Source organism: Bacteroides sp. QWL-09, from assembly GCF_058683585.1.
Genome location: NZ_CM178748.1, coordinates 2,075,421 through 2,089,665, shown reverse-complemented (window position 1 = coordinate 2,089,665; position 14,245 = coordinate 2,075,421). Strand labels below are relative to the sequence as shown.

Sequence of the window (14,245 nt, the reverse complement as noted above, 5' to 3'; positions counted from 1 at the left end):
TATGAAGATTATACGAAAGCTTATCATAATTGTTGTTTTATTGAATGCTGTAATTATGCCAGTGTCATTAGCCCAAGAATCTAAGTTTGATTACCAGATGATTCTTGAAACTAAAGGAGAATACAATGATTTGGATAAAATGTCAAAAGTAAATCCGGATAATTGGATGAACGCTAATGAATTCGACCAATTATCTCAATTCTATCCGATTTTGGGATTTAAAAACACTTGGAACGACCTAGTTACTAAATTGCAAGTGGAAGCTAATATCAGAAACTATAACTTTGATAAAAATCTTACCGATTTTTCTTTTCAGGAGCTATATACGCAATTTGAACTGAATGGAAAACATTTCTTTGTATTCGGAAAGAAGAGATTGGATTGGGGGACTGGTATGATATGGAATCCAACGAATTTTTTTATCCAAAAAGATCCTATACGTACGCAAAACCGCTTGGAGGGAGTCTTTATGCTTAATTATTCTTATTTATTCGGGAAAAACACGTTGAGTTTTTATCTTTTCCCAAATAAAAAAGGGAAAGATTTTAAAGCTGCTGTAAAATACGATTATTCGTTTGACCGGATGGACGCTAGTTTATCATTTTTGGAGTTCGGAAAGTATCAGCAGTTTGGTTACGATATATCTTACGGAGGCGACCTATTTACTGCTTATTCTGAAGGGGTTTTGAAAAATTATTCAAAGAGCTTTAGACTTAAAGATGATGGTACAATTATTATGCCAGAAATGATTCCTAAAAAATTCAGAAGTGAGTTTGTATTGGGAACTACTATTATTTTTAATAATCATGTTTCATTTAGTGGAGAATATCGCTTTCGTGAAGATTACTTAGGACGAAAAGACGTTGAACTATATAAAAAATATTTACCTTCTAATTCGGAAATATTTGACCCTTTAAGTATTGGAAAGCATACCTTGTTCGGAAATATAGGATATAAGGATACTTATGGAAAATTGTCTTTCAATTTGAGGTCGTATTATGATGTTTTTTCCAAGCAATTGACCGTGTCTCCGATGGGAATGCTCTCCTTAAATAATTTCCAAATTGAATTGACAGGGCTGTTCTATAATAATTCTGTCTCAATATATAATTTTCAAACCTCTTTATTAGTAAGCTGTTTTTTCTAAATTAAATAGTATGGATACAATCATTAAATTAAGCAATATCAACAAGAGTTATACCAATGGTAAAATTCAATATCAAGTTTTAACAGATTTCTCCTGGGAATTTGGCAATCATTGTTTTTCCATATTGGCTGGCCCTTCTGGCTCGGGGAAATCGTCACTATTAAATATTCTTGCGACTTTAGATGAACCTGACAGTGGGGTTTATCTACTCAATGGACAGCCAGTGGATTTTGGACGTAAGGGAGATTTGACTGAGTTACGGAAACAGAACTTTGGTTTTGTATTCCAGTCGTTTAACCTTATTCCTGTATTGAGTGCCTTAGAAAATGTGGAATTGCCTCTTACGCTTTTTAACTATTCTGAGAAAGAACGAGGTGATATGGCTGAGAGAGCTTTAAAATTGGTCGGACTAGCGCAAAAAATGAATAAACGCCCATATGAGATGTCAGGAGGTGAACAACAGCGAGTAGCAATTGCTAGGGCCATCGCACGTTGTCCACATATTATATTTGCAGATGAACCGACAGCAAACTTGGATCGGCAGAATGCGATCAATATTATAAATTTGATGCAGGAATTGAATGATAAGGAAGGATTGAGCTTTATAATTGCTAGCCATGACGATAAAGTGATCCGTGCTGGCAAGGAAGTCATAAAGTTAGGCGATTAATATATTACAATTAATTTTGTTGCTAATTATTTTGATTTCGATCGCTTGAAGAATAGTGGCCCATGTTTTGCTCTTCTTTTTTGTAATCTTTTTAGTACCAGATTTGTCTGTTAGTTAGCCATCCTCTAAAGAACCTATTATCTGTTGATGACTAGTAATATGGCATTACAACTATTTATGTCTAAAGCCTCTGGTTTTAATCACCATCTAGGAAACTTATATTGGGATCTTTCAGCATAGGTGTATTGGGATAAATGAACCTTTTCGGCTTATTATGTAAAGCCCAAGAAGAGCCTTAATAATCAAAGACTCGATTTGGGAGACAATAATTCGCAGGTGTCACTGGGTTATAAGTACAAAAACTTAGAACTATTTGCGGCAGTAAAGTTCCCCTTTGAGAGAAATGGATGGCATTGGAGTGAGAAAAACCTTTCGGGAATCAATCCAGGTAGAACAGAGGTGTATATTAAGGATAATCGCCAGATGCTTTTATTGGGGCTCACTTATTCTTTTAATTTAGGTAAGGGTTTACAGAAGAGTAATAAGAAATTATCGAACACGAGTAGTTCGACCAGTACTAGTATTTTAAAGGTGCAGGAATAATAATAAACTTGAACGTTTTTTCTTTGACAAAGGGGGAAATTGTATGATTAAATGAGGAGAGTCGTTTTAATTAACAAACGGAGGTGTGGTAGATCGGTCATCTATCACACCTCTTGTTACTATCTATCTCTTTAATTGAATAATTTCTCAATCTTCTTAATCATCATGTTGAGGCAGAATACCACAACGTGGTCGCCAGGCATTACCATGGTATCACCGGTTACCAGTACACCTTCACCGTTACGAATCAGTCCACCGATTGTTGTTCCTTTAGGAAGTCCGACGTCCTTAATGAGGTGTTTGGTGATTTTTGCACCTTCGGCCACCGTGAACTCTGCCACATCAGCATTGGCAAAGGTTAGGCATTTGACATTCGATACGTCGGCATCAAGCATCATTTGATAGATGTGACTGGCTGCAATCATCTTTTTATTGATGACCGTACCGATATCTAAACTTTCGGCCATACCGATATAATCGATATTCTCAACCTCGGCAACTGTCTTCTTAACGCCCATACGTTTAGCAGCTAAGCAGGCTAGAATGTTGGTTTCGGAGTTTCCGGTTAGTGCAACGAAAGCTTCGGTATTCTTGAGGCCTTCTTCAATGAGTAGTTCCATATCGCGACCATCGCCGTTGATGATCATGGTTTTATCGTCTAGGAGTTCAGTCAGTCGGTTGCAACGATTGAGGTTGTTTTCTACAATTTTTAATTGCATGTAATCCGGTACGTACTGTGCTGTACGTACTGCGATGCGGCTACCCCCCATGACCATGACGTTACGTACGTCGACATAATCTTCTTTGCCGGCAATCTTACGGATGTAAGGAAGATATTTCTTGGTGGTGGTGAAATAGACGATATCGTTCACCTTTACGGTGTCCTCACCACGTGGAATGATGGTTTCACTTTTACGTTTGATGGCTACGATGTGATAGGGAAGGTTTTGACTACCCAACTCTCGTAATGGTATGTCGAGAATCTCGGCGTTCTCGCGTACTTTGGTTCCGATAAGGATCAAAGCACCTCCGCAAAATTCCCACCATTGACGCACCCAACTCATACGCATGGATGAGACGATCTCTTTGGCGGCAAGCATTTCGGGGTAGATTAAAGAATCGACACCGAGCTTCTGGAAAAATTCCTTGTTTTTAGGGAGTAAATATTCATAGTTGTCGATGCGAGCCACTGTTTTCTTTGCACCTAAGCTACTGGCAATCATACAGGCAGTCATGTTCCGACTTTCATCGGGGGTGACGGCTATGAATAGATCGGCCTCTTTAACGCCGACTTCTTTTAATCCGGAGATCGATGACGGAGAGGCAATGGCGGTCATCAAATCGAAGTTCGCGCTTAACGTACTGAGTTTTTCTTCGTCGTCGTCGATCAAGATGATATCTTGTTTCTCACGCGATAACAATTTGGCTAAATGGGTACCCACGTTTCCGGCACCGGCAATAATAATTTTCATATTCCTATGGCTTTAAAAAGCGGCTAAAAAGGATCTTATAATTTATTTTGATAATAGAGCGATAAAAACCTCCTGGAGGTGTGTAGCGTCCATGTGGCAAACCTCGTGTAACTGATCGACCCTGCCGTGTTCGATGAATTGGTCGGGTACTCCCACACGTTCGATGGTTGGGTGATAACCATGGGCGTTCATAAATTCAAGCACGGCACTTCCCATTCCACCGGTGATCACTCCGTCTTCGATGGTGATGATCCGACTAAATTGCTGTCCCACTTCGTGGAGCAATGTTTCGTCTAGAGGTTTGAGGAAGCGTAAGTCGTAATGCCCGATGGAGCAGTGATGGCTCGCTTCGACTTGCTCGATGACTTGAGCGGCCGTGTTTCCTATCGGTCCGATAGTCAAAACGGCTAGGTCGGTACCGCTTTTGAGTCGACGGCCTTTTCCTATCGGTAGCTCTTCGAAGGGGCATTTCCATTCGGGTAACACGCCTCTTCCGCGTGGGTAGCGGATCACGAAGGGTCCTTGGTCGGGAAGTTGGGCGGTGTACATTAAACGCCGCAATTCTTTCTCGTCCATTGGTGAGGCAATGGTCAGATTCGGAATGGGGCGCAGATAAGCCATGTCGAATACGCCGTGATGCGTCGGTCCGTCTTCACCGACTAAGCCGGAACGATCGAGACAGAATACCACATTGAGTTTTTGAATGGCTACATCATGAATGATATTATCGTAGGCTCGTTGCATGAACGAGGAGTAGATGTTGCAAAAGGGAAGGAGGCCGTCTTTAGCCATACCGCCCGAGAAGGTGACGGCATGTCCTTCGGCTATTCCGACATCGAACGCCCGTTTGGGCATCGTCTTCATGAGCATATTCATCGAACAGCCGGTTGGCATGGCCGGAGTAACACCAACAATCGTCGGGTTTTGATCCGCAAGTTCGACTAAAGTCTCTCCGAATACATCTTGAAAAAGGGGTGGCAATCCTTCGGTGTTGGCCACAAAACGTTCACCGGTCACCGGATTGAACTTACCCGGAGCATGCCATTCGGTGGCATGTTGCTCGGCCGGAGCAAAGCCTTTACCTTTTATAGTATGGAGGTGAAGGATTTTCGGTCCTTGTAGATCTTTGATGTCCCGCAAGATGCGTGCTATATTTTTAACGTCATGACCGTCGACCGGACCGAAATAACGAATGTTCATTCCTTCGAAGATGTTCTGTTGTTGTGCAGCCATCGATTTCAGACTATTGCCAAACCGAATGAGGGCTTTACGACGTTCTTCGTTGAGAACCCCTAATTTAAAAAGGGTTTGTGACGCTTTAAATCGAAGTTGGTTATAACGGTTCGAAGTCGTCAAGTTGAAGAGGTATTGTTTCATTCCACCGACACTACGGTCGATCGACATATCGTTGTCGTTTAGAATGATGAGTAGATTGTTGGGAGTGGTCGAAGCGTTGTTTAAGCCTTCGAAAGCCAGGCCTCCACTCATTGAACCGTCGCCCAAGATAGCCACTACATGGCGATCTTTTTCGCCTTTAAACTCTGCTGCTACAGCCATTCCTAAGGCGGCTGAGATGGAGTTTGAAGCGTGACCGCAAGTAAAGGTGTCGTATTCGCTTTCTTCAGGTGATGGGAATGGACGTATACCACCGAACTTACGGTTGGTGGAGAATTGTTCCCGACGTCCGGTTAAAATTTTATGTCCGTATGCTTGATGCCCTACATCCCAAACAATTCGGTCGTAAGGGGTGTTGTAAACGTAATGTAGGGCTACAGTGAGTTCTACTGTTCCTAAACTTGCTGCAAAATGGCCGGGATTGCAAGAAAGTTCTTTAATGATATCCTGACGGAGTTCGTTGCAAACCTCAGGTAGTTGTTCTACCTGTAGACGACGCAAGTCTTTCGGGTCGTCAATGGTATTTAACAAGTTATATTTCGGCTCATCCTTCATGATTCAGATAATTTAGGGCAAAAATAGCAAAAGAAAATGTATGAAACTTACTTTTTGAATAAATTCTTCGGTCAACCGATTGGTGAGTCCCGATTGGATAGGAAAGGAAGGGATGGAATCGCCCCCAAAGATGGTCACTTTTTTTAAACTCCTTTATCTTTTCTTTTCCGCTTTATTTCGTAATTTTGTCTTTAAAATATGAATGAATAATCATCGAACAATATGAATTTTCGGACTTCAGTTGATTTACCGGTTGACTTTCCGGGAGTTACTCATGCTGAGCATCTGTTGGCTTTAGGCTCGTGCTTTGCCGAGAATATCGGCGGGCGGTTGGCGGATGCTAAGTTTAGCATCGATCTGAACCCGTTTGGCATTGTGTATAATCCCCTTTCGGTCGCTCAAGTTTTGCGCGAGGTGATCGCGAAACGGAGTTATGGCCCGGATGATTTATTCTTTTATAACGATTGCTGGCATAGTCGCATGCATCATGGAGTTTTCTCTTCATCTTCTCAGGAAGAGGCGTTGCGACAGATCAATGGTCGCATAGAAACCGCTCATCTGAACTTTCCGAAAACCGATTGGCTGATGATCACTTTGGGGACGTCGTATGTCTATGAGGAACGTGAGAGTGGCTGGATCGTTTCGAACTGTCATAAACGTCCCGAAAAGGCTTTTATCCGTCGTCGCTTATCGGTCGACGAGGTGGTGGAGACGTATCGGGAAGTACTGGGTGATTGTTTTTCACGTTCTTCTCATTTAAAAGTACTGTTTACGGTAAGCCCGATACGACACCTTCGCGACGGACTGACGGCCAATCAGCTGAGTAAGAGTGTGCTGTTGTTGGCGGTCGACCAGCTGAAGACGGACTTCCCGGATCGTGTTTTTTATTTCCCTTCTTATGAGATTGTTAATGATGAACTGCGTGATTATCGGTTTTATGCTGATGATATGGTACATCCTTCATCGTTGGCCGTGCACTATCTTTGGGAACAATTCTCGACTATGGCTTTCTCTGTCGAGACCTGTCGGGTCATAGAGAGCATCGAAGAGATTAGACGGGCATTGGCTCACAAACCGTTTCATCCCGAATCTGAGACTTACCAACGGTTTTTACATCAAACCGATCAGAAAATAGAACAACTTATACATAAATATCCCAACTTGGATTTTCAAAAAGAAAAAGAATTATGTCGTATACGATTGAATCGATAACCGAACATATTCATGCACGTCTTATAGGCGATCGCGAGGCTGTGATCGACTGGCTGCTTACGGATAGTCGTTCGTTGTGTTTCCCTGAGGAAACGCTATTTTTTGCACTGAATACGAAACGCAATAACGGCGCTCGTTATATTCCCGATCTATATGACCGCGGGGTTCGTAATTTTGTTGTTGATGAAGAGGATTGGGGCACATTCGACGGAAAAGGGTATAGTGATGCCAATTTCCTTATTGTTCCTTATTCGCTTAAGGCTTTACAGAAGTTGGCTGAACTTCATCGGCTGAACTTTCAGATTCCGATCATTGGGGTGACCGGCAGTAATGGCAAAACCATTGTTAAAGAATGGCTCCATCAGTTGTTGAGTCCAACACGTCGCATTGTGCGTTCGCCGCGCAGTTATAATTCTCAGATCGGTGTTCCGCTCTCTGTGTGGCAACTGAATGAAGAGGCTGAACTTGGAATTTTCGAGGCCGGCATTTCTGAGATGGGCGAGATGAGGGCTTTGCAACATATGATTAAACCGACGATTGGCATTTTAACCAATATTGGTGGGGCACATCAAGAGAATTTTTTCTCGCTGCAGGAAAAATGTATGGAGAAATTGACGTTGTTTAAACATTGTGATGTGGTGATTTATAATGGCGATAATGAGTTAATCAGCAATTGTGTGTCACGCTCTTTATTTAGCGCTCGTGAGATTGCATGGAGTCGTACCGACCGCGAACGTCCGCTTTATATCAGTGAGGTGACTAAGAAAGATGATCAGACGATAATCTCTTATCACTATCTGGAGATGGAGAATTCGTTTGTCATACCGTTTGTTGATGATGCTTCTATAGAGAATGCGCTAAATTGTTTGGCGGCTTGTCTCTATCTGATGATGCCGGCGGAAGAGATCACTTCCCGAATGGCACATCTTGAGCCGGTGGCCATGCGTCTGGAGGTGAAAGAGGGTAAGAATGGTTGCATCTTGATTAATGATAGCTATAATTCAGATCTGGCTTCGCTCGATATTGCGCTTGATTTTTTAGTTCGTCGTTCGGAGAGTAAGGGACTGAAACGGACGTTGATCTTATCGGATATCTTGGAGACGGGACAAAGTGCAACGACCCTTTATCGGAGGGTAGCACAGTTGGTCGAGAGTCGCGGGATCGATAAAATGATTGGCGTGGGCAACGAGATTACCTCTTGTGCTTCTCGCTTTGATGCGGTTGGCGAACGTTCGTTCTTTGTGAACTCGGAAGAGTTTTTGTCGTCCGATGCGTTTAAATCGTTAAAGAACGAGGTGATCTTAATCAAAGGATCGCGTAACTTTAATTTTGATTTGATCTCTGAGGCTTTAGAACTAAAGGTACATGAAACCATTTTAGAGGTTAACTTGAAAGCGATGGTGGATAATTTGAATCATTATCGTTCGATGTTGCAACGCCCGGAAACAAAGGTGGTCTGTATGGTTAAGGCATCGGCTTATGGAGCGGGTTCGTATGAGATTGCTAAAACGCTGCAAGAACATCATGCCGATTATTTGGCTGTAGCTGTTGCGGATGAAGGGTCGGAATTGCGTAAGGCGGGCATCACCTCTTCGATCATTATTATGGATCCGGAGCTGACTGCCTTTAAAACGATGTTCGACTATAAGCTAGAAGCTGAGGTCTATAACTTCCATCTGTTGGAGGCTCTGATTAAAGCAGCCGAGAAAGAAGGGATTACAAACTATCCGATTCATGTGAAACTAGATACCGGAATGCACCGTTTGGGCTTCAGCCCCGATGAGGTACCGGCGTTGATCCAACGATTGAAGAATCAGAATGCCGTGATTCCGCGTTCGGTCTTTTCGCACTTCGTAGGAAGCGACTCTGAACAGTTTGATGCATTCACGCATCGTCAGATTGAACGATTTGATCGGGGATCGAAGTTGTTGCAAGAAGCTTTTAATCATAAGATCTTACGACATATTTGTAATACGGCCGGCATCGAACGGTTCCCGGAGGCTCAATACGACATGGTCCGTTTAGGAATTGGATTGTATGGGATTAGTCCGATTGATAATTCGATAATTCACAACGTGAGTACGCTACGAACCACGATTCTGCAAATTCGTGAGGTTGCCGAAGAAGATACGGTTGGGTATAGCCGCAAAGGAGTGCTGACTCGTGCTTCACGTATTGCAGCGATTCCGATTGGGTATGCCGATGGTTTGAATCGTCATCTGGGACGTGGTAACGCTTATTGTCTTGTAAATGGGCAGAAGGCAGCCTATGTGGGGAATATTTGTATGGATGTTTGCATGATCGACGTAACCGACATTGACTGTCAAGAAGGTGATCAAGCCATTATCTTTGGCGATCAGTTGCCTATTACTGTGCTCTCTGATACCTTAGATACGATACCTTATGAGGTGTTGACCGGAATCTCTGCTCGGGTGAAACGGATTTATTATCAAGAATAAAATGAACAAAAGGTCTGTACTCTCGTTCGACTGTTGAAAAAAATCTGAACGAGAGTTGAAGAAAATGGACTGGGATGCATCGGGTTTCTATTTTATATTTATCTTTGTGGAAATTATTAACCCCCAATTTATATCGATATGGCAAACCTGTTTTTAGGATTTTTACCAAGTGGTTCGGAATGGATTATTATCGGACTTGTGATTCTTTTACTTTTTGGTGGCAAGAAAATCCCTGAGTTGATGCGTGGATTAGGTAAAGGCGTGAAGAGCTTTAAAGATGGTGTCAACGAGGCGAAAGAAGAAATTAATAAAGTTAAAGAGGAGGTCGACAAGCCTGCTGATTCTGATAAGAAAGCATAACGATCATGGCGGAAATGACCTTTTGGGATCATTTGGAAGAATTACGCCGGGTTTTATTTCGTGTCATAGCCATCTGGCTGGTTTTGGCAGTAGGGTATTTTATAGCAATGCCCTATCTGTTCGATAACGTGATATTGGCGCCTTGTCATAATGATTTTCTATTTTACGATTTATTGCGTTACATTGGTAAGGAGTTTCAGCTGACTGATGACTTCTTTACGCAGGAATTTAAGGTTAAATTGGTAAATATCAATTTAGCTGCTCCTTTCTTTATCCATATGTCGACGGCCTTTTGGATGTCGGTCGTTACGGCTATGCCTTATTTGTTTTTTGAGGCGTGGCGTTTCATTAGTCCGGCACTTTACCCTAATGAACGTCGTGGAGTCAGAAAAGCCTTGTTTGTAGGCACTGTCATGTTTTTTATTGGTGTGCTGCTGGGCTATTTTATGGTTTATCCGTTAACTCTCCGTTTCCTTTCTACTTATCAGTTAAGTGCTGAAGTTGAGAATATCTTGTCGCTTAATTCTTATATTGATAACTTTATGATGCTGATTCTTTGTATGGGATTAGCGTTTGAACTTCCATTGGTGACTTGGCTGCTTTCTCTTTTGGGGTTGGTCAATAAATCACTTTTGCGGGAGTATCGACGTCATGCATTTGTGATCATTGTAATTGCTGCGGCAATTATCACACCGACAGGTGACCCCTTCACACTAAGTGTCGTGGCTATTCCACTCTACTTGCTTTACGAAATGAGTATTATAATGATTCGAGATAAGAAAAGGGAAGAACAGGAGTAACGGGAGTCTCTGAATTTCTCTATCTTTGTGGGTATGATAAGTGAAGGAAAAGAAGCCTACGATCTATTGACGGCGGTAGCTCAAATGCCCGCCGAACAATGGAGTGTAGGTTATAAATTAATGCGCGACTTGCTCGAACGACTTTGTCGCTCGCAAATGCAAAATGACCGTCTGCAGATGACCGATTTGTCGGCTCGGATCAGTTTTGTCTCTTCAAAATTGAAACTGACTGTTGTTGAACAGAATCGGTTGCATACGTTTCGGCTGACCTCTAATGCAGTATTGAACTTCCGGGAAGAACCTGTGGGTGATAAATTACTGAGGGATGTAAAAACGCTCACATTTTTTGTACAACGTCTTTTTAAAGAACAGATACCTGCAGCATTACGTCGGTTCTTACCCCAGTCGGATGCCACTTATCTGGTTCCACTTCCGCGTGGAAAGAAAATGAAGCGTTTGCGGGCTTGCTTTTTACACGCAGATGAAACTTATCTCTATGTCCGTTCGTTGGATTTCATGGCCGACGAACTACTGAAAGTTCGGTATAACTTGCCGGATATTAATCAAGAGTTTACTGAGTCTTGTCGAGTACTTTGGCCTCATGCTCAGATTAATCTACTCGATGTGATCGTTGGAGAGGACTTGATCTTGACGCCGGGGATGATCGTCCTCGAGCCGGATTATTTGATCGATATCAGTACCTTGTCGGAATGTTATAAGGATTACGGTCATTCTTCCGGTAATTATTTTATATCCAGATTACTACCGATTGAGAATGCACGTCCTTTGCTTTTAGGAAATATGGTCAACTTGTTCTTGGATGAATGGATCTATGCCGAACAGGAACCCGATTATATGACTTGTATGCAAAAGGCATTCAAAAGATATCCCATTGAACTTGCGGCTTGTTCTGATTTGAAGGATCGTGAGAAGGAACGGCAGTTTTTTGACGATTGTAAACTGCATTTCGAACATTTGAGGGAAGTGGTTATGGATACGTTTACGACTGCCGGATATGATCTGAATAAGACAGATGCGGTTCTCGAACCGTCGTATGTGTGCGAGGCTTTAGGGCTTCAAGGGCGTTTGGATTATATGCAGCGCGATATGACAGCCTTCATTGAAATGAAATCGGGGAGAGCCGATGAATATTTGATTCGAGGAAAGGTTGAGCCTAAGGAGAATAATCGGGTACAGATGTTACTTTACCAAGCGGTGCTGGAATATTCTATGGGGATGGATCATCATAAAGTCAAACCTTTCTTATTGTATACGCGTTATCCGCTTTTATATCCGGCTAGAGCGTCGTGGGCAATGCTGCGTCGTGTGATCAACTTACGTAATACGATTGTTGCCGAGGAGTATCGGTTGCAGAGTGAGAATAATGTCGATTATACGACAAACTTCTTTAAGCGTCTGAATGCAGATGTCTTGAATCAGAAAGGATTGAAAGGACGATTTTGGGAGGTTTACTTGCGACCGTCTATCGATGCTTTTCAAGAGAAGATGACTGGTTTATCGGATATTGAGAGGCGATACGTCTCTGCTTTATATAATTTTATTTCTAAAGAATTGTATGTTTCCAAGACAGGAGATAGTGATTATGAGGGAAGAGTGGGGGCGGCCGGGCTTTGGTTGTCTTCTTTAACCGATAAGCTAGAGAGTGGCGAGATCATCTGTAATCTTCGGATGATAGAAAATAGAGCATCCGATCTTCATAAAGCGTCTTTGACTTTTGAACGGGAGTTGCCGGATGGAGGGGCGACAGCGGGAACGTTACCGAATTTTCGAGAAGGGGATGCTGTGGTGCTTTACCAGTGGGAGCAGCCGACGGATAATGTGACCAATCGTTTGATCTTTAAGGGAAATATCGAGTCGCTTGATGAAGAGAAGATCGTGGTACGTCTGCGTGCTTCACAGCGAAACAAGGCGGTATTGCCTCAAGATAAATGTTATGCGATTGAACACGATATAATGGATACGACTTTTCGTATGATGTATCAGGGGATTCATGCTTTTATGTCTGCTTCTCCGGCACGTCGTGCGTTGTGGCTTGGATTAAGGGAAGCCACCTTCGATCGGACGTTTGATGAATGGATCGAAAAAGAAAAGGATGGGTTCACGAAGATTGCTTTAAAAGCGCGCGCAGCTAAAGATTATTTTTTATTGATCGGTCCTCCGGGAACGGGGAAAACGTCTTGTGCTCTAAAACGGATGGTCGAACTCTTTTATGCAGAAAAACAGACGCAGATTTTAGTGTTGTCGTATACCAATAGGGCGGTCGATGAGATTTGTAAGATGTTGGTTAGGATAGAACCGAAGATTGACTTTATTCGTATCGGAAGTGAACTTTCATGTGAGGTGGCTTATCGGGACTATTTGATCGAGAATGTATTAGGCGATTGTCGGCGGAGAAGGGAAGTTGCTGGACAAATAGAACGATGCCGGGTCATCGTGGGAACCGTCGCTTCTATTGCCGCGAAGCCGGAACTGTTTCGTTTGAAGCATTTTGATGTGGCTATTATTGATGAAGCCACACAGATCTTAGAGCCTCAGTTATTGCCTATATTTTGTGCCAAAGATGAGGAGGGGCGGGAAGCAATCGATCAGTTTATCCTAATCGGTGATCATAAGCAGTTACCGGCTGTGGTGCTTCAACGTGAAGAGGATTCGACGGTGAATGATCCTTTGTTGCGGGAAGTGGGATTGATAAACTTGAACAATTCCTTGTTTGAGCGACTTTATCACGCTATTCGCAGTGAAAAAGAGTCTTCATCGGCGCTTGTCATGAATGACGGAACGAGTCGGGGATATGAAATGCTGTGTAACCAGGGGAGGATGCATCCCGAAGTGGCCCAATTCCCTAATCAAATGTTTTATGGCGGTCAGTTAAAACCGGTGGGGTTACCTCATCAGATGGAAAAGCGAACCTCTATTCGGCGATTGGCCTTTTTCCCCTCAACGGCTGAATCGATAGAAGCCTCTGCTAAAACCAATCATTCAGAGGCTAAGATTGTAGCTCAACTTGCTCTTGATATTTTTCAAACGAGTGGAGATTCGTTTAATGCTATGCAAACATTGGGAGTCATTACGCCATATCGGAGCCAGATTGCCCTGATAAAGAAAGAGATAGAAAGTCTTAATGTCTCTGGCTTGAAGAATATATTGGTCGATACGGTAGAACGTTTTCAAGGGAGCGAACGAGATGTAATCATCTATTCGTTTTGTTTGAATCATCCGTATCAGTTACGACTATTGTCGAATTTAACTGAAGAGGATGGAGTCTCGATTGATCGTAAATTGAATGTCGCTTTGACTAGAGCGAGAAAGCAATTGCTTCTTACCGGGGTTCCGGAACTGTTAAATCTTAATCCGATCTATCGAAAATTGATTGAATTCGTGGCAGAATATCAACACAAATAGCTGTTTTTTGCAAACATTAGGGATTCATACTCTCTTTATGTTATTCGTTAACATCATTATATTAAACTAATTCCTATCTTTGCAACACGTTTTTTTCATAGAGATTTAGATTTAAGGTTAGAAGAATTGCGGAAGTCGTGAGACTTCCC

At 42.5% G+C, this 14,245-nt stretch carries 10 protein-coding genes; 8 read left to right on the top strand and 2 right to left on the bottom strand.

The features are described 5' to 3' along the window. Position 1 precedes the first annotated feature (1 nt). From AC4PG5_RS08145 to AC4PG5_RS08135, 3 genes are all read left to right on the top strand, one after another. The gene (locus tag AC4PG5_RS08145) at positions 2-1,147 is read left to right on the top strand and encodes a hypothetical protein (RefSeq protein ID WP_492028442.1); all 1,146 of its coding nucleotides are present in this window, start codon (positions 2-4) and stop codon (positions 1,145-1,147) included. A gap of 10 nt (positions 1,148-1,157) precedes the next feature. Then, positions 1,158-1,817, top strand: a complete 660-nt coding sequence (locus AC4PG5_RS08140) for an ABC transporter ATP-binding protein (protein WP_492028441.1) — start codon at positions 1,158-1,160, stop codon at positions 1,815-1,817. Positions 1,818-2,132: 315 nt separating this feature from the next. Continuing rightward, the gene (locus AC4PG5_RS08135; RefSeq protein WP_492028440.1) at positions 2,133-2,420 is read left to right on the top strand and encodes a hypothetical protein; all 288 of its coding nucleotides are present in this window, start codon (positions 2,133-2,135) and stop codon (positions 2,418-2,420) included. A 131-nt stretch (positions 2,421-2,551) separates the two neighbouring features. On the opposite strand, the gene trkA is transcribed toward AC4PG5_RS08135, so the two are convergent. Continuing rightward, a complete protein-coding gene (gene trkA / locus AC4PG5_RS08130; protein ID WP_492028439.1) occupies positions 2,552-3,892 on the bottom strand; it encodes a Trk system potassium transporter TrkA in 1,341 nt (446 codons plus the stop codon). 42 nt (positions 3,893-3,934) lie between these two features. Further along, entirely contained in the window at positions 3,935-5,842 is a 1,908-nt protein-coding gene (dxs, locus tag AC4PG5_RS08125) for a 1-deoxy-D-xylulose-5-phosphate synthase (RefSeq protein ID WP_492028438.1), read from the bottom strand. A 222-nt stretch (positions 5,843-6,064) separates the two neighbouring features. Between dxs and AC4PG5_RS08120 the strand changes: the two genes are divergently transcribed. The 5 genes from AC4PG5_RS08120 (at position 6,065) to AC4PG5_RS08100 (ending at position 14,096) form a co-directional block, all read left to right on the top strand. Then, positions 6,065-7,054 carry a GSCFA domain-containing protein gene (locus AC4PG5_RS08120; RefSeq protein WP_492028437.1) on the top strand — a complete coding sequence of 330 codons (990 nt, stop codon included), beginning with the start codon at positions 6,065-6,067 and terminating at the stop codon, positions 7,052-7,054. Next, positions 7,030-9,513, top strand: coding sequence for a bifunctional UDP-N-acetylmuramoyl-tripeptide:D-alanyl-D-alanine ligase/alanine racemase (locus AC4PG5_RS08115; RefSeq protein WP_492028436.1), 2,484 nt, complete (start codon positions 7,030-7,032; stop codon positions 9,511-9,513). Before AC4PG5_RS08120 ends, AC4PG5_RS08115 begins: the two co-directional genes overlap by 25 nt. Before the next feature lie 138 nt (positions 9,514-9,651). Continuing rightward, on the top strand, positions 9,652-9,873 hold the full coding sequence (locus AC4PG5_RS08110; RefSeq protein WP_492028435.1) for a Sec-independent protein translocase subunit TatA/TatB: 222 nt from the start codon (positions 9,652-9,654) through the stop codon (positions 9,871-9,873). Between the two features lie 5 nt (positions 9,874-9,878). Continuing rightward, a complete protein-coding gene (gene tatC / locus AC4PG5_RS08105; protein WP_492028434.1) occupies positions 9,879-10,673 on the top strand; it encodes a twin-arginine translocase subunit TatC in 795 nt (264 codons plus the stop codon). Between the two features lie 33 nt (positions 10,674-10,706). After that, complete coding sequence (locus tag AC4PG5_RS08100) at positions 10,707-14,096, top strand: AAA domain-containing protein (protein WP_492028433.1); 3,390 nt, start codon at positions 10,707-10,709, stop codon at positions 14,094-14,096. Positions 14,097-14,245: the final 149 nt, after the last annotated feature.

Excerpts from the sequence above, each read along its gene's own strand:
- AC4PG5_RS08145 (WP_492028442.1), top strand. The coding sequence starts at position 2 with ATGAAGATTATACGAAAGCTTATCATAATTGTTGTTTTATTGAATGCT.
- AC4PG5_RS08140 (WP_492028441.1), top strand. The coding sequence starts at position 1,158 with ATGGATACAATCATTAAATTAAGCAATATCAACAAGAGTTATACCAAT.
- trkA (WP_492028439.1), bottom strand. The coding sequence starts at position 3,892 with ATGAAAATTATTATTGCCGGTGCCGGAAACGTGGGTACCCATTTAGCC.
- tatC (WP_492028434.1), top strand. The coding sequence starts at position 9,879 with ATGGCGGAAATGACCTTTTGGGATCATTTGGAAGAATTACGCCGGGTT.
- dxs (WP_492028438.1), bottom strand. The coding sequence starts at position 5,842 with ATGAAGGATGAGCCGAAATATAACTTGTTAAATACCATTGACGACCCG.
- AC4PG5_RS08110 (WP_492028435.1), top strand. The coding sequence starts at position 9,652 with ATGGCAAACCTGTTTTTAGGATTTTTACCAAGTGGTTCGGAATGGATT.
- AC4PG5_RS08100 (WP_492028433.1), top strand. The coding sequence starts at position 10,707 with ATGATAAGTGAAGGAAAAGAAGCCTACGATCTATTGACGGCGGTAGCT.
- AC4PG5_RS08120 (WP_492028437.1), top strand. The coding sequence starts at position 6,065 with ATGAATTTTCGGACTTCAGTTGATTTACCGGTTGACTTTCCGGGAGTT.
- AC4PG5_RS08115 (WP_492028436.1), top strand. The coding sequence starts at position 7,030 with ATGTCGTATACGATTGAATCGATAACCGAACATATTCATGCACGTCTT.